At 67.7% G+C, this 22207-nt stretch carries 22 protein-coding genes; 5 read left to right on the top strand and 17 right to left on the bottom strand.

The features are described 5' to 3' along the window. From Sj15T_RS09215 to rsmA, 3 genes are read left to right on the top strand one after another with little or no spacing between them, the layout of a single operon-like run. A complete protein-coding gene (locus tag Sj15T_RS09215; protein ID WP_013040748.1) occupies positions 1 to 1386 on the top strand; it encodes a peptidylprolyl isomerase in 1386 nt (461 codons plus the stop codon). Further along, a complete protein-coding gene (gene pdxA / locus Sj15T_RS09220; protein ID WP_041386001.1) occupies positions 1364 to 2389 on the top strand; it encodes a 4-hydroxythreonine-4-phosphate dehydrogenase PdxA in 1026 nt (341 codons plus the stop codon). The genes Sj15T_RS09215 and pdxA overlap by 23 nt, the downstream gene beginning before the upstream one ends. A 5-nt stretch (positions 2390 to 2394) precedes the next feature. Further along, positions 2395 to 3237 (top strand): 16S rRNA (adenine(1518)-N(6)/adenine(1519)-N(6))-dimethyltransferase RsmA, encoded by an 843-nt coding sequence (rsmA, locus tag Sj15T_RS09225; RefSeq protein ID WP_013040750.1) that lies wholly within the window; start codon positions 2395 to 2397, stop codon positions 3235 to 3237. Positions 3238 to 3315: 78 nt separating this feature from the next. On the opposite strand, the gene Sj15T_RS09230 is transcribed toward rsmA, so the two are convergent. The 8 genes from Sj15T_RS09230 to Sj15T_RS09265 form a co-directional block, all read right to left on the bottom strand. Further along, positions 3316 to 3720 (bottom strand): hypothetical protein, encoded by a 405-nt coding sequence (locus Sj15T_RS09230; protein ID WP_148225557.1) that lies wholly within the window; start codon positions 3718 to 3720, stop codon positions 3316 to 3318. A 258-nt stretch (positions 3721 to 3978) separates the two neighbouring features. Then, on the bottom strand, positions 3979 to 4497 hold the full coding sequence (locus Sj15T_RS09235; RefSeq protein ID WP_037510035.1) for a tetratricopeptide repeat protein: 519 nt from the start codon (positions 4495 to 4497) through the stop codon (positions 3979 to 3981). Between the two features lie 92 nt (positions 4498 to 4589). Next, positions 4590 to 5765 carry an RsmB/NOP family class I SAM-dependent RNA methyltransferase gene (locus Sj15T_RS09240; protein ID WP_013040753.1) on the bottom strand — a complete coding sequence of 392 codons (1176 nt, stop codon included), beginning with the start codon at positions 5763 to 5765 and terminating at the stop codon, positions 4590 to 4592. A 123-nt stretch (positions 5766 to 5888) separates the two neighbouring features. Continuing rightward, a complete protein-coding gene (gene guaB, locus Sj15T_RS09245; protein ID WP_013040754.1) occupies positions 5889 to 7346 on the bottom strand; it encodes an IMP dehydrogenase in 1458 nt (485 codons plus the stop codon). Between the two features lie 252 nt (positions 7347 to 7598). Beyond that, entirely contained in the window at positions 7599 to 8291 is a 693-nt protein-coding gene (locus tag Sj15T_RS09250) for an amino acid racemase (RefSeq protein ID WP_025161047.1), read from the bottom strand. A 59-nt stretch (positions 8292 to 8350) separates the two neighbouring features. Further along, complete coding sequence (locus Sj15T_RS09255) at positions 8351 to 9148, bottom strand: NAD(P)(+) transhydrogenase (Re/Si-specific) subunit beta (protein WP_148225558.1); 798 nt, start codon at positions 9146 to 9148, stop codon at positions 8351 to 8353. A gap of 8 nt (positions 9149 to 9156) precedes the next feature. Continuing rightward, positions 9157 to 9423 (bottom strand): proton-translocating transhydrogenase family protein, encoded by a 267-nt coding sequence (locus Sj15T_RS09260; protein ID WP_041386507.1) that lies wholly within the window; start codon positions 9421 to 9423, stop codon positions 9157 to 9159. A gap of 134 nt (positions 9424 to 9557) precedes the next feature. Continuing rightward, entirely contained in the window at positions 9558 to 9665 is a 108-nt protein-coding gene (locus tag Sj15T_RS09265) for an aa3-type cytochrome c oxidase subunit IV (RefSeq protein ID WP_021223190.1), read from the bottom strand. 170 nt (positions 9666 to 9835) lie between these two features. On the opposite strand from Sj15T_RS09265, the gene Sj15T_RS09270 reads away from it, so the two are divergent. Further along, on the top strand, positions 9836 to 11281 hold the full coding sequence (locus tag Sj15T_RS09270) for a sigma-54 dependent transcriptional regulator (protein ID WP_013040757.1): 1446 nt from the start codon (positions 9836 to 9838) through the stop codon (positions 11279 to 11281). Between the two features lie 123 nt (positions 11282 to 11404). Continuing rightward, positions 11405 to 12031 (top strand): hypothetical protein, encoded by a 627-nt coding sequence (locus Sj15T_RS09275; RefSeq protein ID WP_013040758.1) that lies wholly within the window; start codon positions 11405 to 11407, stop codon positions 12029 to 12031. A gap of 225 nt (positions 12032 to 12256) precedes the next feature. Here the strand turns inward: Sj15T_RS09275 and Sj15T_RS09280 are convergent, their stop codons facing one another. The 9 genes from Sj15T_RS09280 to Sj15T_RS09320 all read right to left on the bottom strand — a co-directional run bounded on the left by Sj15T_RS09280 (position 12257) and on the right by Sj15T_RS09320 (position 22176). Next, entirely contained in the window at positions 12257 to 12760 is a 504-nt protein-coding gene (locus Sj15T_RS09280) for an asparaginase domain-containing protein (RefSeq protein ID WP_013040759.1), read from the bottom strand. Between the two features lie 67 nt (positions 12761 to 12827). Further along, positions 12828 to 13640, bottom strand: coding sequence for a pyrroline-5-carboxylate reductase (locus Sj15T_RS09285; RefSeq protein ID WP_013040760.1), 813 nt, complete (start codon positions 13638 to 13640; stop codon positions 12828 to 12830). 11 nt (positions 13641 to 13651) lie between these two features. Beyond that, on the bottom strand, positions 13652 to 14158 hold the full coding sequence (locus tag Sj15T_RS09290) for a YbjN domain-containing protein (protein ID WP_013040761.1): 507 nt from the start codon (positions 14156 to 14158) through the stop codon (positions 13652 to 13654). A 91-nt stretch (positions 14159 to 14249) separates the two neighbouring features. Further along, positions 14250 to 14540 (bottom strand): accessory factor UbiK family protein, encoded by a 291-nt coding sequence (locus tag Sj15T_RS09295; RefSeq protein ID WP_007683948.1) that lies wholly within the window; start codon positions 14538 to 14540, stop codon positions 14250 to 14252. Between the two features lie 46 nt (positions 14541 to 14586). Next, positions 14587 to 15135, bottom strand: coding sequence for a TspO/MBR family protein (locus tag Sj15T_RS09300; RefSeq protein ID WP_007683946.1), 549 nt, complete (start codon positions 15133 to 15135; stop codon positions 14587 to 14589). A 20-nt stretch (positions 15136 to 15155) separates the two neighbouring features. Further along, entirely contained in the window at positions 15156 to 18260 is a 3105-nt protein-coding gene (locus Sj15T_RS09305) for an efflux RND transporter permease subunit (RefSeq protein ID WP_013040763.1), read from the bottom strand. Positions 18261 to 18272: 12 nt separating this feature from the next. After that, positions 18273 to 19331 (bottom strand): efflux RND transporter periplasmic adaptor subunit, encoded by a 1059-nt coding sequence (locus tag Sj15T_RS09310; protein ID WP_007683943.1) that lies wholly within the window; start codon positions 19329 to 19331, stop codon positions 18273 to 18275. Positions 19332 to 19390: 59 nt separating this feature from the next. Next, positions 19391 to 20155 (bottom strand): TlyA family RNA methyltransferase, encoded by a 765-nt coding sequence (locus tag Sj15T_RS09315; RefSeq protein ID WP_013040764.1) that lies wholly within the window; start codon positions 20153 to 20155, stop codon positions 19391 to 19393. Further along, entirely contained in the window at positions 20155 to 22176 is a 2022-nt protein-coding gene (locus tag Sj15T_RS09320) for a protein-disulfide reductase DsbD domain-containing protein (protein ID WP_013040765.1), read from the bottom strand. The genes Sj15T_RS09315 and Sj15T_RS09320 overlap by 1 nt, the downstream gene beginning before the upstream one ends. Positions 22177 to 22207 lie beyond the last annotated feature (31 nt).

A 22207-nucleotide genomic window follows, 5' to 3' on the forward strand; every position in this document is an offset into this window, starting at 1 on the left:
ATGCAGCCTGTCGTTTCCCCGTTTTCCCGCATTGGCAGCCATGTCCGGTCGGGTTTTCGCACCATGCTCCTGTCCTCGGCCCTCCTGGCGACGGGCGTGAACGCCGTCGCGGCCCAGACGGTCGGCGACGATGACGGCGTCGCCTCGCAGCAACTCAACCTGCCCAGGGACGTGACCATCTTCGGCAAGAGCGACCCCAATGTCCGCAAGGCGACGGCCATCGTCAACGGCCGCATCATCACCGGCACGGACGTCGACCAGCGCCTGGCCCTGATCATCACCGCCAATGGCGGCAAGGTGTCGGACGAGGAGAAGGAAAGGCTGCGCGTCCAGGTGCTGCGCAACCTCATCGACGAAACGCTCCAGATCCAGGAAGCCGCCGCCAACGACATCAAGGTGGACAAGGCCGAGATCGACCAGAGCTATGAGCGGGTCGCGGCCAATTTCCGCCAGTCCCCCGCCCAGTTCGACCAATATCTGCGCCAGCAGGGCAGCTCGTCGGCCAGCATCAAGCGGCAGATCGAGGGCGAGCTGGCCTGGAGCCGCCTGCTCCGCCGCAATATCCAGCCCTTCGTCAACGTGTCGGAGGATGAGGTGAAGTCGGTGGTGGACCGCATGAACGCGGCCAAGGGCAGCGACGAATTCCGCATCGGGGAAATCTACCTGTCGGCCACACCGGAAAACCAGCAGCAGATCATCGCCAATGCCCGCAACATCATCGACCAGATCAAGCAGGGCGGCAGCTTCGCCGCCTATGCGCGGCAATTTTCCGAAGCCTCCACGGCGGCGGTCGGCGGCGACCTGGGCTGGGTCCGTCCCGTCCAGTTGCCCGACGAACTGGCGCAGGCGGCCGCCGAGATGCAGGTCGGCCAGATCGCCGGCCCGATCGGCGTGCCGGGCGGCGTCTCGATCATCTATGTCATGGACAAGCGCAAGGTGCTGACCGCCGATCCGCGCGACGCGCTGCTCAGCCTCAAGCAGCTTTCCGTCAGCTTCCCCGCCGGCACGACCAAGGAGCAGGCGAGCACCAGGGCGGCCGCCTTCGCCGCGCAGGTCAAGGCGGTCAAGGGCTGCGGCCAGGCCAATGAACTGGGCGGCAAGATCGGCGCCGACGTGGTCGACAACGACAATGTGAAGCTGCGCGACCTGCCGCCGCAGTTGCAGGACATCCTCCTGAACCTCCAGGTGGGAGAGGCGACGCCGCCCTTCGGATCGATCAATGACGGCGTGCGCGTGCTGGTCGTCTGCGGCCGCGACGAAGCCTCCTCCGCCGCCGCGCCCAACGCCGAACAGATCATGGCGCAGTTGGAGGAGGAACGGGTCAACAAGCGCGCCCGCATCTATCTGCGCGATCTTCGCCGCGATGCCGTTATCGACTATAACTGATCCGGCGGATATGCCGCCCTTCGCCGTGTCGCTGGGCGATCCGGCGGGCATTGGCCCGGAAATCGTCGCCAAAAGCTGGGTCATGCGGGAGGCGCGGGGCCTGTCGCCCTTCTTCGCCGTGGGCGACGCCGCGTCCCTGCGCGCCGTCTGGCTCGGCCCGGTCGAGCCGGTCAGCACGCCGGAGGAAGCGGCGGAGGTCTTCGACAAGGCCCTGCCCTGCCTGCAAGTGGCGGACGCGGGAGAGATCACGCCCGGCACGCCCAGCATCGACGGCGCGCGCGCGGCGTTCCAGGCGCTGGAAGTCGCCGTGGGCCTGGCCCGCAGCGGTTCGGCGGCCGGGATCGTCACCGCCCCGGTCGGCAAGGAACAGCTTTACGGCGTCGGCTTCGCCCATCCGGGGCAGACCGAATTCATCGCGGAACGCTGCGGCGTGGCGCCCCACAACGCCGTGATGATGCTGGCGGGGCCGTCGCTGAAGGTCGTGCCGATCACCATCCACATCGCCCTGGCCGACGTGCCGTCCGCGCTGACAATCGACCTGATCCGCGCCCGCGCCATCACCACCGCCAAGGGGCTTCAGCGCAATTTCGGCATCGGCCGTCCCCGGCTGGTGGTCGCGGGCCTCAACCCCCATGCCGGCGAAGGCGGGGCGCTGGGGCGGGAGGAGATCGACATCATCCGCCCCGCCGTGGAGTCGCTCCAGGCGGAGGGTTACGACATCAGCGGCCCGCTCGCCGCCGACACGCTGTTCCATGCCCGCGCCCGCGAAACCTATGACGCGGCGCTGTGCATGTATCACGATCAGGCGCTGATCCCGATCAAGACGCTGAATTTCGACGAGGGCGTCAACATCACGCTGGGGCTGCCCATCGTGCGCACCTCGCCCGACCATGGCACCGCCTTCGGCATTGCGGGCACGGACAGCGCCAATCCCGGCGCGATGATGGCGGCGATCAGGATGGCCGCCGAAGCCGCCCGCGCCCGGCTGACCCCCGGCTGCTGAGGCCCATGGCTGCTGAGACTCGCGCCAAGCTCCCGCCGCTGCGGGAAGTGATCGCCGCCCATGGGTTGCAGGCGAGCAAGGCGCTGGGCCAGAATTTCCTGCTGGACGAGCAGTTGCTGGACCGCATCGCCGCCATTCCCGGCCCGCTGGAAGGCCAACCCGCCTTCGAGGTCGGCCCCGGCCCCGGCGGCCTGACCCGCGCCATCCTGCGCGCCGGGGCGAAGCTGGTCGCGGTGGAGCGGGACCGGCGCTGCCTGCCCGCGCTGGCCGAACTGGACGCGGCTTTTCCGGGCCAGCTTCGAGTCCTTTCCGGCGACGCGATGGAGGTCGACGCCCGCGCCGAGGCGGGCGAAGGCGCCCATATCATCGCCAACCTGCCCTATAATGTCGGCACGGCGCTGCTGATCGGCTGGCTTTCGGCGGAGTGGAGTCCGCTTCCCTGGTGGTCGACCCTGACGCTGATGTTCCAGATGGAGGTGGCGGAACGGATCGTCGCGAAGCCGGGCGGCGACCATTATGGCCGCCTGGCGGTGCTCTCCCAATGGCGCAGCGACGCCCGCATCGCGATGAAGGTGCACCGCAGCGCCTTCACGCCGCCGCCGAAGGTGATGTCGGCGGTGGTCCACATCACGCCCAGGCCCGCGCCTGAGGGGGTGCAGTTGAAGCATCTCGAACGCCTGACCGCCACCGCCTTCGGCCAGCGCCGCAAGATGCTGCGCCAGAGCCTGAAAGGCCTGCCCGGTGCGCTGGAGGCGCTGGAGGCGGTCGGCATCGACCCGCAACGACGGGCTGAAACGGTGAGCGTCGAGGAATTTGTTGAGGTCGCGCGGGTGTTGGGGCGGCTTTAGTTTTTGAGGCTGGCTTGGGTGGATAGCTGACCGCCCACTTTCAGTCAGATTGAGTGTTTATCCGTCATTCTGGCTGCATCATTCAAAGGTGCCTTGAAAACACCTGCCTGTATTGGAGCAATGCAGATGCTTGATCATCAATTTTCGAACGACGGCGATCCTTGCACAAGGTGCGCCAGCATCGAAATCTAAGGCCGTGACAGGTTGGGGGATCTGTAAGGAGTTTAGGTCCGTCAGATAGGTTTCAAGCGCCGCCTCACCATCGTCATGCATTGAGGAGAGATCGATGCCGTTCCACGTGATGCTGCCGGACTTATCGACCTTCACGATGTTGGCATAATGCCCGTCTATTGGGGCGGACCAGTGTTCGGCGAAATCTCGCGAGCGGAAACTATGAAAGCCGGGGATCGGGGTCGCGCAATTTGCGAAGGGATCGACGTTCGATTTCGAACCACAACCAATCGTCGCGGCTACCAATATCAAGATCGCGGTTCTCATTGACACGAATTAGCAAAATAGGAAGATCAAACAAACTCGTTCGATGAACGGCTGTTTTTGGGAAGATTAGCGGTCGTCCCCGGATGGCGGCTATTGGTCGATTGCGGCCGGGCCGATCCGGGGACGCGGCGCATGATCCTGCCGTAACGAGCCTCGCTGCGCTCGGCTACCCACCCCCGGCCCCTCCCTGGGAGGGAGGGGAGGAGAAAGGTTGTGGGGCTCGGCGGCAGCGTGGCTTGTGGATCAAGGCGTCTCGGTTGCCGATCCCTTGGGTGCGGGGACGCTATCCTTCGCGCTCAGCACGGTCGCGGGCGGACCCTTTTCTATCGCCGCCGCCAGTTGGCCGACAGCCGCGCAGTTCGCCTTGCAGAGTCCCTGCGCCTGGGCGAGATTTTCCTTGGCCTTCGCGATGGCACCCTTTTCGACCATCGCCTCGCCCTGGCCCACCAGAGCGGCGACGTCATTGGGCTCCAGCAACAGCGCCTCGCGATAGAGGCGGATCGCCTTGCCCTGCAAACCCTGCGCCCGCGCCACCTGCGCCAGTTCGATATAGGCGGTGCGGTTGCGCGGATCGACCGCCAGCGCGCTTTCCAGCGCATCGGTCGCGCCCTGATAATTGCCCGCCTTGCGCGCCGCCTCGCCCGCCTTCTGCCATTCGACCGACAGCGGCGAAATCTGCGAATCCGGGCGCTGCGACAGGCCTGCGCTGGAAACGGTGGTCAGCAGGACGGCCAAAGCGACCGAAGCAGGGGTAAAACGCATGCACAACTCCAGCCATGTTTCAGGCGCTGATTCCGGTCCGGATTCCGGTGGCCAAGTCTCGCGATTTTGCGGGCGCTTGTCCATCGACTCTTTCATGCCGTCCGTCGCAGCCGCGCGAAATAGAAACCGTCCGTCCCGTCATGGCCCGGCGTCAGCAGCAGCCCGTCGCCATGGGCGCGGCCCATCGCCGCTTCGATCCGTTCGACGGTCCAGCCGTCATGCCGTTCCAGAAATGCCCGCACCTGATCCCGCCCCTCCCGGTCCGTCAGCGCGCAGACAGCATAGATCAACGCCCCGCCCGGCGCCAGCAGGGGGGCCGCGAAATCCAGGATGCGCGCCTGTTCCGCCGCCAGCCGGTCGAGCCGCGCAGGGGTCAGCCGCCAGCGCGCCTCCGGATTGCGCCGCCATGTGCCGGTGCCCGAACAGGGCGCGTCGACCAGCACCACATCGGCCCGACCCTTCAGGCTTTCCAGCGCGCCCGCCTCATGCCCCTGGTCCAGCAGCAGCGTCTCGATGAAGGTCGCCCCGGCGCGATCGGCGCGTGGATCGAGCCGGGCGAGGCGCGAGCGGATGGTGTCGGCGGCGATCAGCACGCCCTTGCCGCCCATCGCCGCGGCCAATGCCAGCGTCTTGCCCCCCGCCCCGGCGCAAAGGTCGATCACGGTCATGCCCGGCGCGGCGGCGCAGGCGGCGGAGATCAACTGGCTGCCCGCATCCTGCACCTCGACCTGCCCCCATTTCCAGGGGTCGCTCTGCTCGACCGGCGCGCCTTCGGGCAGGCGAAGGGCGTCGGGCAGTCCGGCGATCCGGACCGCATCGGGATAATGTTGCGCGACCCGGTCCGGAGCGCCCTTCAGCCGGTTGACGCGCAGGTCGACCGGCGCCCGGCCCAGCAGGGCGTCCCGCTCCACCGGCGCGGCGAGCAGCGGTTCGATCCAGCCGGGCACGACGCCCGCCGGAGCGCCCGCTTCGCTGTGGGCGATCGGCGCCGGGCCATGGGCCGATCCGTCGAACAATGCGGCCAGTTCGGCCCGCTCCCGCGCCAGCCCGACCATGGCGGCGCGTCCGCTCTCCGGCCGTTCGGCCACGCGGCGCACCGCGTCATAGACATGGTCGCGCACCGCCCGCCGGTCGCGGGAGCCGGCATAGCGCCGTTCCTTGAAATAGCGGGCGATCAGCGTGTCCGCCGCTGGCCCGCCATCCCGCGCCGACGCCATGATGGCGTCGAGCAGTTCGATGGCGGCCTGGACACGGGCGGATGGGGTCATGACGAAACAAGCCCCTCCCCTTCAGGGGAGGGGTTGGGGTGGGGGATCGATACAGGGCACAGCGTTTGAGGCACGCCCCCACCCCCAACCCCTCCCCTGAAGGGGAGGGGCTTGATCGAGGGGTCAGCGCGTCGGGTAATTGGGCGCTTCCCGCGTGATCGTCACGTCGTGGACATGGCTTTCCGACAGGCCTGCATTGGTGATCTGAACGAAGCGGGCGCGTTCCTGCAAATCCTTGATCGTGGCGCTGCCGGTATAGCCCATGGCCGCCTTCACCCCGCCGACAAGCTGGTGGATCACATCCTTCGCCGGACCCTTGAAGGGCACCTGGCCCTCAATGCCTTCGGGCACCAGCTTCATCTGGTCCTTGATGTCCGCCTGGAAATAGCGGTCCGCCGAACCGCGCGCCATCGCGCCGACCGAACCCATGCCGCGATAGCTCTTATAGGCGCGGCCCTGATAGAGGAAGGTTTCGCCCGGCGCTTCGGCCGTGCCCGCCAGCAGCGACCCCACCATGACGCAGCCCGCGCCCGCCGCCAGCGCCTTCGCCACGTCACCCGACGTGCGCAGGCCGCCGTCTGCGATCACCGGCACGCCCTGCTTCGCCGCTTCCTCGGCCGAATCCATGACGGCGGTCAACTGCGGCACGCCCACGCCCGCGACGACGCGGGTGGTGCAGATCGATCCCGGCCCGATGCCCACCTTCACGCAGTCCGCGCCCGCGCCGATCAGCGCCTTGGTCGCCTCGGCCGTGGCGACGTTGCCGGCCACCACCTGAACATGGTTGGAGAGTTTCTTCACCGCCTCCACCGCGACGGCCACCTGCCGGCTGTGGCCGTGCGCGGTGTCGATGACGATCAGGTCGCATTCCGCATCGATCAGCGCCTTGCTGCGCTCCAGCCCCTTGTCGCCCACGGTCGACGCAGCGGCCACGCGCAGGCGGCCCGAAGCATCCTTGGTCGCCTGCGGATAGGTGACGGCCTTTTCGATGTCCTTGACCGTGATCAGGCCGACGCAATGATATTGATCGTCCACCACCAGCAGCTTTTCGATGCGGCGCTGGTGCAGCAGGCGCATCGCCTCCTCCTGGCCCACGCCGGTCTTCACGGTGGCGAGATTGTCGTGGGTCATCAGTTCGCTGACCGGCTGGGCCGGGTTTTCGGCGAAGCGCACGTCGCGGTTGGTGAGGATGCCGACCAGCTTGCCCGACGCCTCCACCACCGGAATGCCGCTGATCTTGTGCCGGGTCATCAGCATCTGCGCATCGGCCAGCGTGGCATTGGGCGTGATGGTGATGGGATTGACCACCATGCCGCTTTCGAAGCGCTTGACCGCGCGCACCGCGTCCGCCTGCTCCTCCACCGACAGGTTGCGGTGCAGCACGCCGATCCCGCCCAACTGCGCCATGACGATCGCCATGTCCGCCTCCGTCACCGTGTCCATGGCGGAGGAGAGGATCGGGATGTTGAGCTTGATCGCGCGGGTCACATGGGTGCTGGTGTCCGCCTGGCTGGGCAGCACATCGGATTCGGCGGGCTGAAGAAGCACGTCGTCAAAGGTGAGGCCGAGGCGGATATCCATGTGAAAGCCACTTTCTGCTGCGCGCCCGGCCAGTGGGGGGATAGCCGGTCGCTGGGGGATTCGTGGCGGCCCATGTAACCATTAAGCAGGAAAACAGCCAGACCCCCGAAAGCATTTTATTGCCGGGGAAGCGCAGGCCTGCACGCGATGCGGAATCGGGCGGAAGGGGCGGGCCGGAAGAGAAGCGTGGGGACTCGTCCGCTCCCCGCCCGAATTTCCAAAAACTCCACGCCCCGGAAGGGCCGACCCGCCTCAATCCCCCAGGATCACGTCCACGCCTGCCCGCGCATGGATGCTCGTGCCGTCGTAGATCGGCAGGACGTTCGCCTTCACATCGACGATCATCTCCAATTCGGTGCAGGCCAGGATCGCGGCCTGCACATTCTCCTTGGCGATGTCGGTGAGTTCGGACTTCATATAGCGCTCGGACTCGCGGCTCACCTTGCCGATGGTCAGCTCGTCATAGACGATCCGGTCGATCCGATCGGCCAGTTCCATGTCGGGCGGCAGCAGCGATATGCCGTGCGCCACCAGCCGCTGGCGGTAGAATTTCTCCGTCATCACGTTGCGCGTGCCGATCAGCGCGGCCTTTTCGATGCCGTCGGCCTGCATCTTGCGCCCGACGGCCTCCGCGATGTTGACGATCGGAATATCGACGCCGGCCTGCACCTCGTCATAGACGCGGTGCATGGAATTGGCGCAGATCAGCAGGGCGGCCGCCCCGCCCTGCTCCAGCCGCCTGGCGGACGCGGTCAGCACATCGGCCGCATGGGCCCATTCGTCGGGCGTGGTGGAGCGGCCTATGTCCGCGAAGTCCAGGCTTTCGATCAGCAGCGGAGCGCTGTGCTGGCCGCCCCTGGCGCGGTACACGGCCTGGTTGATGATCTGATAATAGCGCGCCGTCGACGTCCAGCTAAGACCGCCTATCAGGCCGAGCTTCTTCATGAATCCGCTTATCCCCATGCGCCGACGAAGCCGGACGGGCTTGTCCATCGCGCAAATCGTTAGGGGCGGCGTCCCGCATCGGCAAGCCCCTTCCTGCCCGCGCTGCCGCAAAGCCGCGCGCGGAACAGGGTGCCGGCCGCTCCCGCCAGCCCTCCCGCGACGACCATCGGCATATTTTCCAAGAAGAAGGCGGACGCCGCCACGGCCCAGCCGGCAAAGCCGCCCGCCAGCGCCAGCGCAGGTCCGGTCCCCGACCGCAAGGCCGATGTCGTCGCCGCCCAGCCCGCAAGTAGCGCGACTGCGATGCAGCCAAGGAGCCTCAACAGGTCGGGAGACGCCGCGAAGGCCGCAACCAGCCCGCCAGTCGCCGGCAGCGTGGCGGCGGCGATGACGGGGTGCCGCCACCCCGCCCCGCGCCGCAGGATCGCCGCCGCACCCGCGCAGGCCATCGCCCCGCAGGCGAGCGCGGCGCCGATCGCGGCAGCTGCCTCCATGCGCAGCCGGTCCGACATTTCGTCCAGCAGGCCGAAGGCATTGGGATCGCGCCAGGCCGCTCCTGCCAGGAAGACCGCCCCCAGCCCCGCCAGCCCGCCAAACCCGCCCAGCAGCGACGGCAGCGCGGATCGCGGAACGCCGCGCCCCAGCGCCAGCCCGACGGCGCTTCCGGCGATCAGCGCCGCGCAGATTTGCGGCAGCGCCATGACATCATGGCTGTAGAGGGTCACGGCCGCCGCGACCGTCATCGCGGCGCTCGCCAGATGCGCGCCCCGCCGCAACCCGCCGCCAAGCGGGGCCAGCAAAGCCGCCGCGAACAGCAAGGCAGCCAGCGACCAGCCGGCCAGGAGCGTCGCGTTCACGCCTTCCATCATGCCCGGGGCGGCATGTCGATCCGCCGCGCCGCCACGAAGCCGCCGCAAAGCCCGGCGCTGCCCGCCACTATCGCCAGCAGGCCGAATATCCGAGCCAGGCTGCTGCCCGCTTCCGCCGAGACGATCAGCGCGCCGAGCAGAATGGCGGATGACAGCATCTGGAGGACGGAAACGAGCGCCCAGCCCTCATCCGGCCGCGTCCGCCATGCGACGAGCGCCCCGACGATGCAGGCCGCCAGGAAGAAGGGGAGAAGGAACGCCATCATCTGCTCCCCCTCATTGCGGGACGTCGACGACCGTCCAGCCCCGCCGGGCCGAAGGAGATCGTCGGGAAACCGACCGCTCCTTCATCCTCCGGGGACAGGCCGTCTCGCCCACCCCGGCGACCAGGCGCGTCTTAGCTGGCGATCAGCAGCACGACCAGGGCGGCGACGACGACGCTGGCGATGGTTCCCCATTTGATGAGGGCCACGAACCCTTCATAGGTCTGGGTTGCGCTGTTCATATTCCCGTCCGAAGCCATGCACCGTCCCTCTCTGTCCGTTTCGCGGGCATCCTCTTATCGCCAAGGCCGCTCCCCCTCAAGCCGTCAGCGAACAAGAAAATTTTTCCGGTTAAGCCAGTCTTTACCCCTCTTCCCTACTTTCGGCGCCAGTTCGCATAAGAGGGGTAAGGATGGCGCGCGACGGCGTTCCGATGCTGATGTTGATCGACGACGAGCCGGCGCAGCGCAGGCTGGTGTCGGCTCTCGCCGCCCGCGCGGGATGGCGCACCATCTTCGCCAATGACGGCGACACCGCGATTGCGATGCTGGGCACGCAGGACGGCATGCGGCTGGACGCCGTGCTGCTCGACCAATGGAGTCCCAGCTACGAGCCCACCGGCCTGGTCCGCGAACTGCGCGCCCGCCGCCCTGCCCTGCCCATATTGATCCTGACGGCGCATAACAATGTCGCCGTTGCGGTGGAGGCGATGCGGGCCGGCGCCACCGACTATCTCGCCAAGCCGATCGCGCCCGAACGGCTGCTCGCCGCGCTCAACGCCACGCTGAACGGCGAGCATGGCAAGGGCGAGTTGCGCCCGCTGACCGAGAAGATTCCCGCCGCCCTGTCCTTCGAGGATGTGGTCGGCGCCGCGCCGCAGTTCCGCGCCGCGCTCGCCATCGCGGCCAAGGCTGCCCGCGCCCGCGTCCCCGTGCTGATCGAGGGCGAGAGCGGCGTCGGCAAGGATGTGATCGCCCGCGCGATCCACGCCGCATCCCCCCGCCACAAGCAGGCGATGATCACCGTGAATTGCGGCGCTATCCCTGCCAATCTGGTGGAATCCGACCTGTTCGGCCATGAACGCGGCGCCTTCACCGGCGCCTTCGACCGGCAGGTCGGCAAGTTCGTCGCGGCCGACATGGGCACCATCTTCCTCGATGAAGTGAGCGAAATGCCGCTGGACGCGCAGGTGAAGCTGCTGCGCGTGCTTCAGGACGGCGAGGTCCAGCCCATAGGCGCGCGCCGCCCGATCCATGTCGATGTCCGCGTCATCGCCGCCACCAACAAGCGGCTGCATGACGAGATCGAGGCGGGGCGCTTCCGCGAAGATCTATATTACCGCCTCAACGTCGTGCAGCTCACCATTCCGCCGCTGCGCGAACGGCTGGGCGACGTGCCGGCGCTGTGCCGCCATCTGCTCGCCCGCATCGCGACCCAGCCGGGATTGCGCGGCCTTGGCCTTACCGACGACGCGCTGGCGCTGCTGATGCAGCATGACTGGCCGGGCAATGTGCGCCAGCTTCAGAACGCGCTGTTCCGCGCCGCGGTGCTGTGCGAGGGCGATGCGCTGACCCCCCAGGACTTCCCGCAGATCGCCGCGCAGATCCGCGGCCGCGCCCATGGCGAGTCCCGTGGCCGGCTCCATGCCGTGCCGCAGCCGCATCGGGAAGCCGCCGGCATCACCCTGTTCGAAGGCGACGGCCATGTCCGTCAACTGGCGGAGATCGAGGCGGACGTCATTCGCCTGGCCATCGGCCATTATCGCGGGCGCATGACCGAAGTGGCCCGGCGGCTGGGCATCGGCCGTTCGACCCTTTACCGCAAGCTCGCTGAACTGGGCATCGACAGCGCCGCCTGATCTTTTCGGGCTGCCTTTTCTGGGCGGCCTGATCGGGCCGGACGCCCCGCGTCGTCGTCGCTCCATCGCGCCGCGTTCGGTTGCGGCGTTGAAATGTCGCGGCGGCTATGCTTTGGGGGAGCGATGAAAAGCGCCACCCTCGCCGCCGCCATGCCCCTCCTCCTGCTGGTCGCCTGCGGGCGGGCCGAACCTGTAGAGGATCTCCCGAGCCAGGACGAACTCGCCGCCGCGGCCAACGCCGCCGCGGCCAGGGCGATGGCCGAAGCGAAGGCCGACACCCCCGAATCGCGCAACTATGTGAATGTGGAACGCGGCTTTTCCATCACCTTCCCCGAAGGCTGGCAGAAGGACGCGGCGTCCAGCAATGCCGACGGCGTGGTCTATCAGGATCCCGGCGCGGGCGCGGACGTCCGCATCTTCTGGCAGAAGAAGGAGGGCGACCAGACGCTGCAACAGATCGTCGAGACGGTGAGCGAAGGCTCCGAAGGAGTAAGCGGCGATTATATCGGCGACAATGAATATCGCGGCACGGCCAATGACGGCGAGGGGAACAACGTCGCGCTGCGGCTTATGAAGCAGCCGGACGGCGCCATCGTCACGGCCAGCTTCGTCTATCCCGAAATGCTGAGCGAGCAATATCAGGCGATGGCGGAAAAGACGCTCGACAGCCTGCGCATCTTCGCGCCCAAGGCGCAGACGCCCGACGGCGCCGCCGTTCCGGCGGCTGCGGGGAATGCCGGCACGCGTTGAGGCGGCCGGTGATGAAGTGATCATCGGTGGGGAGCGAACATTCCATTCCCCCTCCCGCAGGCGGGAGGGGGCCAGGGGGTGGGCCGGCGCAACATCCGCGTTGTTTTACAACGGTTAAGTCAGAAGCTCCCCCGGATCAAGTCCGGGGTCGCGCCCACCCCTAGCCCCTCCCGCCTGCGGGAGGGGAATGTCTTAAACTGGCCAAAAACCACCCCCAGCGCGAACTCACTCGTCGATCGGAACGAAGGCGCCCTTTTCCCGGTCCTTCATCACCTTGTCGGCCCGAAAGACCGACCCGCTCATCGTGATGTAAACCCCCGGCGCGGCAAGCTGCGCCGTCGCGAAGGCCATGCCCAGGTTGAAGCTGGCGTCGCTTTCCCCGAAACGCGCCGGGGCGAGCGCTCCCACCAGCACCACCGTCTTGCCGGCAATGGCGGAAAGCGACTTCGCCGTCTCCGTCATCGTGTCGGTGCCATGGGTGATGATGATGCGGCTTTCCGGGGCGGCGGCGACCCGGTCGCGGATCAGGGCGCGGTCGGCATCGTCCAGTTCCAGGCTGTCCTTGCGCACCACCTCCTCGATGCGGAAGGGCCGCTTGACCCGGCCGATATCGAGCAGCTTCTCCACCACGGTTTCGCCCACCTGATAGTCCGACAGCGCATCGAAATAGATCTTGTCGATGGTCCCCCCGGTGGTGAGGACAAGAATCGGCGTTTCGGGGGACGGCATCGCAGGACTCCAAAGCGGACGGTTGCCCCCTCTAAAGCATTTCCATGAGGAGGTGAACCGCCCGGCCCTATTCGCCCCTGGCCATGGCCTCGCCCCGGTCGCGGGCGGCGACCAGCGTGTCGGTCAGCAGCTTCAGCAGCCGGTCGTCGGCGTCGAGCACGTTCAGGCCCTGCCGCGTCATGCCGCCGGGGCTGGCCACGCGGTCCGCCAGCGCGGCCGGGCTTTCGCTCGCCATCGCGGCCATGCTGGCCGATCCGCGCACGGTGGCGAGCGCCATGCGCGCGGCCTGATCGGCGGGCAGGCCGATCGCTTCGCCCGCCCGCGCAAGGGCATCGACGAAGCGGAACAGAAAGGCGGGGCCGCAGCCGGACAGCGCGGTGACTTCGTTGAACCGCCCTTCATCCGCAATCCATTCGGCAAGGCCGAGCGGAGCGATGAACGCCTCCACCGCCGTTCGCGACGCCACCGAGAGGGCGGCTTCCGCATGGAGCGCGATGACCCCCTCCCCTATGCCCACCGGCAGGTTGGGCATGGCGCGGACGATTTCCGCCGCCGCGGGAAAGGCGGCGCGCAGATCGGCCAGCCGCGTTCCTGCAAGGATCGAGACGATCCGCACGTCGGCACGGCAAAGCGGCGCAAGCAGGGCCGCGACTTCGCCAAGCTGATAGGGCTTCATGCCCAGCACGACGGTGGTGCCGGCGGGCAGCGAGGCGGGATAGTCGGTGACGACCGCCACCCCCTGCGCCACCGCCCTGCCGCTGGGACGCAGCACGGTCGCCCGCGCCGGATCGAGGCCGCAGGCGAGCCAGCGCCGCAACATCTGCCCCGCCATGTTGCCGCAGCCGACAAGGAAGAGATGGTCGGGCCAGATGTCGGTCATGGGAAGGGGTCTCAGGCTTCGCCGCGCGTTTCGATGAGGCTGGCGGAAATCGCCTCCGCCGGGGTCTTGCCGCCCCAGAGGACGAACTGGAACACCGGGTAGAAACGCTCGCATTCGTCTATGGCGGTTTCGACCAATATCTGCGCCTGGTCGAGCGTCAGCGTGCCGCCCGCGCCCAGCAGCGCGCCGTGGCGGAACAGCACGATGCCGCTGGACGACCAGAGTTCGAAATGGCCGAGCCAGAGCTGTTCGTTGATCAGGCCCAGCGTTTCGTAGATGGCGCCGCGCTTGTCCTCATTCACCCTGATGTCGGGCAAGGCGAGCATTTGCAGCACCTGGTCTTCGTCCCGCCAGATGCCGCGAAGCTCATATTGCGCCCAGGAACCCTGGGTGCTGGCGACGATCTCATCCTCACCGACCTGATCGTAGCTCCAGCCATGCGCCTCGAAATAGGCGGCCAGCATGTCGATCGGCGCGGCCTCCTGGCCGCCATTTTCATATTCGTCGCTGTCCATCATCTGCGCACCTTAAAGCATTTTTGTGCGCCGGTGGAAACCGGGGCGGCATGGAAAATGCGTGGACAACCCCGCTTTCGCCTGGAAACGGCGGTTATTCGCCGTCCCTGGGCTTGGCGCGGACGGTCTGCTTGACGGGTTCGGACGCCTTGCCCTCCAGCGCGTCGAGGCGGGCCTTCAGCAATTCCACCTCCTCGCGGGCGGCGGCGGCCAGCGCCTTCACCGCGTCGAATTCGTCGCGGCTGACGAAGTCCATACCGCCGATCCATTGCTTGGCCTTTTCGCGGGCGTTGGTTTCGAATTCGCGGCTCATGCCCGCGACGGTTCCGGCCGCGCCATTCACCAGCTTGGCAAGGTCGTCGAAAAAGCGGTTTTCGCTCTGCATGATGCTATGTCCTTCCGTGCGGCGTCGCGACGGGCGGCGCCAAAAATCATATCTGGGTCTGGAGAGCGGGTTTGCCAAGGCTTTCCGCGTCCGGATTGAGGCGGCCGATCTCATAGTTGAGGTAGGAGGCGAAGGCCAGCCAGCACAGATAGGGCAGCAGCAGAAGTCCCGCGACCCGGCGGACGCGCCAGAAAAGCGCGGTCGTGACGGCGACCAGCACGAACAGGACGACGATCAGCGCCAGGGCCTGATCCACCTGATGCGCCCGGAAGAAAAGCGGCGACCAGAGGAGATTGAGGATGAGCTGCGCGACGAAGGCGATGATCGCCGCGCCCCTGCCCCTGGCGCCGCGGGCGTGGAGCACGATGGCGAAGGCCAGCGCCATCAGCACATAAAGCACGGTCCAGGCGGCGCCGAAGACCCAGCCGGGCGGGATCAGTTCCGGCTTGGCGAGCGCGGCGAACCAGCGATTGCCATAGCCACTATTGGCGAGCTTGCCCGAAAGAAAGCCAAGGAAAACAATCGCGGGCACAGTAACCAGCGCCCAGCGCGCATAGGCAAGACGTAATTGACCCGGAGACGCAATCTCGTTCATCGGCAACGAAGCTCCACCTTTTACTCGGCGGCTTCGGGCGAATCCTTCAAGGCCGAGTCCAGCCGCCGACTGACGGTTTGCGGTGAAACGGTTCGTCCCGCAACCCGCGAATAGAGGATCGGGATCAGGAACAGCGTGATCAGCGTCGCCAGGCTGACGCCGGACACCACCACCACGCCGATGGAATGACGCGCCGCCGCGCCCGCGCCGCCGCGTATGACCAGCGGCAGGGCGCCGATGACCGTGGCGATGGAGGTCATCAGGATCGGGCGCAGGCGACGGGCGGCCGCCTGACGGATGGCCGCGCCGATCTCCAGCCCCTCGTCGCGGAGCTGGTTCGCGAATTCGACGATCAGGATGCCGTTCTTCGCCGCCAGCCCCACCAGCATGACGATGCCGATCTGGCTGTAGAGATTGACCGACCCGCCCGTCAGCGCCAGGCCCAGCACGCCGCCCGCGACCGCCAGGGGGACGGTGGCGATGATGACGCCGGGGTGGACGAAGCTTTCGAACTGGGCGGCCAGCAGCAGGTAGACGATCAATATGGTGAGGCCGAAGACCAGCCAGATCGACCCGCCGGTCTCGCGCAGCGACTGGCTCTCGCCCCGATAGCCCAGCGCCAGCACTTCGGGCGACTGGCGGGCCTGATCCTCCAGGAAGTTCAGCGCCTCGCCCAGCGAATAGCCCGGCGCCAGGGCAGCGGTCAGGGTGATGGCGCGCAGCTTGTTGAAACGGTTGAGCTGGCGCGGCCCCGCGACTTCGCGAAGGGTGACGACGGCGGACAGGGGCACCAGCATGCCGGTGCGGCTGCGCACGTTGATGCGCTCCAGGTCGGCCTGGGTCTGCCGCCCCTCCCGCTCCGCCTGCACCAGCACGCGATATTCCTCGCCCCGGTCGACATAGGTGGTGACGCGGCGGGAACCGAGCAACGTCTGCAAGGCCTGGCTGATGTCGTTGGCCGATACGCCCAGATCGCCCGCCCGCTGCTGGTCCACCTCGATCCGCATCTGCGGCTTGGTTTCCTTGTAATCGGAATCGAGGTTGATGAAGCCCGGATTGGTCGCGGCGGCGGCCATGATGCGGTCGCGGGCTGCCACCAGCCCCTCATAGGTCGACCCGGCCAGCACCAGATTGACCGGCAGGCCGCGTCCCCGCCCAAGCCCCGAACGCGGCGCGACATTGCCGCGCACGCCGGGCTGGCTGGCGATGATCTTGTTGATCGTGTCGGCCACCTGCGCGGTGGTGACGGTCCGGTCCTCCCACGGCCGCAGGAAGGCGATGATGTTGCCGCCGTTGAAATCGTCGCTCGCCCCGAAACCGGCAGGCGCGCGCATGTTCAGCACCTGAAGAATGCCCTTGTCGCGCAACGGCTGAAGATCGGTTTCGATCTTCTCCATATAGATTTTCATGCGGTCGAAGCCGGTGCCTTCGGGGGCCGTCACCTGGCCGTCGACCACGCCGGTATCCTCCGCCGGGGCGAGTTCGGTTGGCAGCATGGTGAACAGCGCGCCGGCGATTCCAAGGAACAGCAGCACGGGGACGACAGCCATGAGCGGCCGCCTGAGCACGCGGTCGAGCAGGCGTCCATAGGCCGCCTCCAGCCGCTGGAACCTGTCGTCCACCCAGCGCGACAGGCGCGAGCGTTCGGAATGGCGTAGCAGCTTCGAACAGAGCATCGGCGCGAGGCTCAAGGAAATGAAGCCGGAAAAGGCGATGGCGGCGATCATCGCGATGGCGAGTTCGCGGAACAGCAGGCCGGTCTGCCCGGCCAGGAACATCACCGGCACGAACACCGCGCAGACGACCAGCGTGGTCGAAATGATCGCGAAGCCCACCTGCCGCGTGCCGAGATAGGAGGCGACCAGCGGGTCTTCCCCCTGTTCGATGCGGTGATAGACATTTTCCAGCACGACGATGGCGTCGTCCACCACCAGCCCGATCGCCAGCACGAAGGCCAGCAATGTCAGCAGGTTGATCGACAGGCCCAGCAGCCACATGACGGCGCAGGTCGCCAGCAGGCAGATCGGCACGGTGATCGACGGGATGATCGTAGCCCGCATCGACCCCAGGAAGAGGAAGATGACCAGCACCACCAGCAGGGCCGCTTCGCCCAGCGTGTCGTAGACATTGTCGATGGCGCGGCCGATGAACAGCGATTCGTCCGATCCGATGGTGACCTTCATGCCCGGCGGCAGGGTGGTCCGCAGTTCGGCGATCAGCGCCTTCGCCTTTTCCGCGACTTCCAGAGTGTTCGCGCCCGACTGGCGGATAATGCCGACGCCCACGCCGGTCGCGGCGTTGGAGCGGAAGGAGGTGTAGGGATTTTCCGCGCCCTGCTCGATCCGCGCCACGTCGCCCAGCTTCACCTGATAGCCGTCCGCGCCGCGCCCGACGACAAGCTGCGCGAACTGTTCGGGCGTGGAGAAGGCGCGCTCGACGCGCAGCGTCTGGTTCTGGTCCTTGGACTCGAAACGCCCGGCGGGCAGTTCCACATTCTGGGCGCGCAGGGCGCTTTCGATGTCGCCCGGCGTGATGCCGAAGGCGGTCAGCTTCTCCGCATTCAGCCAGATGCGGGTGGAGGGCCGCTCGTCGCCGCCGCCGGTGACGCGGGCGACGCCGTCAATGGCCGAAAAGCGGTCCAGCACGTTGCGGTCGAGATAATCGGCGATCTGGGTGGGGGTCCAGCCGTCCCTGGTGAAGACGATGAACAGGATCGCCCGCGCATCGGCGTCGACCTTCCGGATTTCGGGGGCCAGCGCGTCCTCCGGCAAATCCTCCACGATGCCGCTGACGCGGTCGCGCACGTCGTTGGCGGCGGAATCGATGTCCCGCGACGGGTCGAATTCGATATTGACCGAGGAAACGCCGTCCCGCGAGGTCGAATTGATGTTCTGGATGCCCTGGACGCCCGCGACGCCATCCTCGATGATCTGCGTGATGCGGGTTTCGACGACCGAGGCCGCCGCGCCGGTATAGCTGGTCTCGACCGAGACGATGGGCGGGTCGGTGTCGGGATATTCGCGGATGGACAGGCTGAGATAGCCGACCACCCCGACGATGCAGAGCAGCACCGCGACGACCGCCGCGAAGACCGGACGGCGAACGGACAGGTCCGAAAGCTGCATGACCCGCCTCCCTTAACCGGCCGCCCGGCCGGCGCTCGCGCTCTTCGCCTCCGGCTTGTCGCCCGGCAGGCGCACCGGCACGCCGTCGGTCAGCTTGACGACGCCGTCGGTGACGACGGTCTGGCCCGCCTTCACGCCGCCCAATATCTCGACCAAGCCGTTCTGGCGAATGCCGGTGTCGACCTTGGTTCGCTTGGCCTTGCCGTCCTCCACCACGAAGACGAAGCGATCCTCGCCATCGCCCACCACCGCCAGTTCGGGCACGGACAGCGACTGGCGCTGCTTCGCGATGACGTTGACGGTCAGCAGCATGCCGGGCTTCAGGGCGCGGTCGGGATTGGGCAGGATCGCCCTGATCCGGACGGCGCGGGTGGCGGGGTCGATCACCGGATCGATGGTGGCGATGGTGCCGGTGAAGGGCCGGTCGGGCCAGGCGGCGGAAACCGCCTTGATCGCCTGCCCTTCCCGAACCATCGACAGGCGGGTTTCGGGAATGGTGAAGTCCAGCTTGATCCGCGAAATGTCGCTGACCGTGGCGATGGGCGTCCCGGCGGTGACGATGGCGCCGGGGGACACGGTGCGCAGGCTGACCCAGCCGGAGAAGGGCGCGCGCACCACCCGGTCGCCGATGGAGGCGCGGGCCTGCTGCGCGCTGGCGCGGGCGGCATTGGCCAGCGCCACCTGACTGTCCAGGCTGGCCGCGGTCGCGAAGCCCCGCGTCTTCAACGCCTGGATGCGATCCAGTTGCTGCTGGGCGGCCAGCGCCTGGGCCTGGGCGGCGGCGAGTTCGGCCCGCTCCTGTCCCGCCGCCAGGGTCGCGATCACCTGCCCCTTGCCGACATAGCCGCCGTCGCTGAAATTGAGGGAGGTGATGCGCTCCGTCACCGGGGCGGACAGCACCACCTGCTCATTGGCGAAGGCGGTGCCGACGGCGTCCAGATTGTCGGTGAAGGTTTCGGACGCGATCGGCGCGGCCTCCACCAATGCCGGGGGGCGCGCCTTCTTCTCCTTTTGACCGCCGCAGGCGGAAAGGGTGAGCGCAATCAGGAAGATAGGCAGGATGGTGCGCATGGGATCGGGCTAATCGGCCTTTGCAAGCGACTCAAACGGACGTTTGTCGCAGATGGTTACTATAGCGGCGAAACGAACAGGGGGGGATTATCCGCCAAATATGCGGAGAGGAGAAATTCGACATTGCCCTGGGGTCCAGTGATCGGGCTGGCGACGATGCCTTCGACCTGCCACCCCCTGGAAAGCGCCCAGTCCCGCACTTCGCCGCACACCCGTTCATGGATGGCGGGATCGCGCACGACGCCGCCCTTGCCGACTTCCTCCCGCCCCGCCTCGAACTGCGGCTTGATGAGGGCGACGAGGCGCGCGCCGGGGCGGGCGAAGCCCATGGGGCGCTCCAGCACCTTGGCGAGGGAGATGAAGCTGGCGTCGCAGACGATGATGTCGACCGGCTCCGGCACATGGTCGGCGGTCAGGATGCGGGCGCTGGTCTGTTCATGCACGATGACGCGGGGGTCGGACCGCAGCTTCCACGCAAGCTGGTTGGTGCCGCTGTCCACCGCATAGACCCGCGCCGCGCCATGGGTGAGCAACACGTCGGTGAAGCCGCCGGTCGAACTGCCGACGTCGATGGCGACCGCGCCGGCCACGTCGATCTGGAAATGCTCCAGCGCATGGGCGAGCTTGATGCCGCCCCGCGACACCCAGGGATGGTCCCGGCCCTTCACCTCCAGTTCCGCGTCGGCGGCGACCTGCTGCCCGGCCTTGTCGATCTTCCGGTCGCCCAGGAAGACGAGACCGGCGAGGATCAGCGCCTGCGCGCGGGCGCGGCTCTCCGCCAGGCCATTGTCCACGAGCAATTGGTCGGCGCGCACCTTGGCCATCACGACACCAGAGCGGTCAGCGTGGCGGGGGTGAGGAGCTGGGGCAATGTCCGCGCTTCCCTGCCCGGCGCGTACCAGAGGTAGAGCGGGACGCCGGAACGCCCCTGCGCCTCCAGGAAGCGGGTGATGGCAGGATCGGCATTGGTCCAGTCGCCCACCATCACCGTGACGCCCGCCTTTTCGAAGGCGGCGCGGGTTTCGTCGCGGTCGATGGCGGCGGCTTCATTCGCCTTGCAGGTGAGGCACCAGTCGGCGGTGAAGTAGAGGAAGACCGGCTTTCCGGCGGCGCGCAGGCTGGCGAGGCGGGCTTCGTCGAAGGGCAGGCCCTTTTCCGAAGCCGCAGCGGCAGGGGCATGAGTGGGGAGAAGAATGGCGGTTCCCGCGAAGAGGATCAGCGCCGCGCAGGCCACCGCCAGCCCGCCGCGCCGGCCATGAAGCTGCCGCCGCCCCAGCCACCACAGGCCGATTGCAAGAGCCGTCGCCGCGCAAAGGCCCAGCAGGATCGCCGGAACGCCCCTTTGCTGGCCGAGCAGCCACAGCAGGCCGAGCGCGGTCAGCGCCATGGGAATGGCCAATATCTTCTGGAGCCGCCCCATCCACGGCCCCGGCCGGGGCAGGCGGGTGCGGAGCGCGGGAATATGGGCCAGCGCCAGGAAGGGCAGCGCCAGGCCAAGGCCAAGCCCCGCGAAGATCGCCAGCGCCGCGCCAATCGGCAGGACTAGGGCGGCCCCCATGGCCGCGCCCATGAACGGGCCGGTGCAGGGCGTCGCGACGAAGGCGACCAACGCGCCGGTCCAGAATGCGCCGGTCGCGCCGCCCTTCCCCGCCAGACGGTCGCCGCCGCCGAAAGCGCTCAGTTCGAACAACCCGGCAAGGTTCAGCGTGATCGCCGTCACCAGCAGCAGCAGCAGCAGGATGATGCGGGGATCCTGCAACTGGAAGGCCCAGCCCACCGCCGCACCGGCGGCGCGCAGGCCAAGCAGCAGGCCGCCCAAAGCGAGGCAGGTGAGGATGATGCCGAGGCTGTAGGCCCATGCCTCCCGCCGGACGGTGCGCTCGTCGCCGCCTGCGCGGGCGAGCTTCATTGCCTTGAGGCCGAGGATCGGGAAGACGCAGGGCATGATGTTGAGCAGCAGGCCGCCGAGCAGCGCGCCGCCCAGCGCAATCAGGACGGTCTGCGCCGTGACGGAGCGGGCGGCGGGGACGGCGCCCGGCCGGGCCGTCAGCAGGAAGCCGACATGGTCGCCGGTGCGCAGCACGGCCTGCACCGGGTCGGATTTCAGGCCCTGCCCGGCTTCGGTTTCGATGATCAGCCGGTCGCCCTGCCGCGTGACGCTCTGCGAGGCGGCATAGCGGGTGAGGCCGTCGGCAAGCGCGAAGAGATGGACGTCGCGGGCGCTGGCCGCCGCCGGAAAGGGCACGGACAGGCGCAGGCGGCCGTCGGCGATGGCATAGCTTGCCTCGCTGCCCAGCGGACGCGGCAGGTGGCTGCGCCAGCCGTCGAACTGCGCCCTGCCGCCCGGCAGGATCGCGCCGTCGCCCGCGACCAGGTCCAGCGCCAGATCGGCACCCTCCGGCACGCAGACCTTGTCCGTGCAGGCCAGCCAGTCGGCGCGGACCCGGACAGGCAGCTTCGTGCCCAGGGGCACGTCCGGCGCGACGGTCAGCTTCGCCAGCACGCCATAGGGGCCTTCATAGACATGGTTCATCAGGCCGGAGATCAGCAATGTTTCCGGCACCGGATAGCGCAGCGGGCCGATGGCGACTCCCTTTGGCAGCGTCCATTTGACGGTCATGCCCAGGCCCGCATCGCCCGGATTCTGCCAATAGCCGTGCCAGCCCGGCTCCGGCGTCATGGAAAAGGCGATGGCGGCGTCCTTGCCCGGCTGCGGCGCGGCGCTTTCCGCTCTCAATTCCGCCGCAATATGCGGCGCGCCTCCGCCGAACGCGCCCTGCGCCCGCGCCGCGGCGGGCGCGAACAGCAAAAGCATTGTCATCAGAAGGACATGAAAAATCCGCATCGGGCCTCTGTTCCGGTGGACGGAAGCGGGC

Source organism: Sphingobium sp. TA15 (assembly GCF_037101235.1).
Taxonomy (GTDB): Bacteria; Pseudomonadota; Alphaproteobacteria; order Sphingomonadales; family Sphingomonadaceae; genus Sphingobium; species Sphingobium indicum.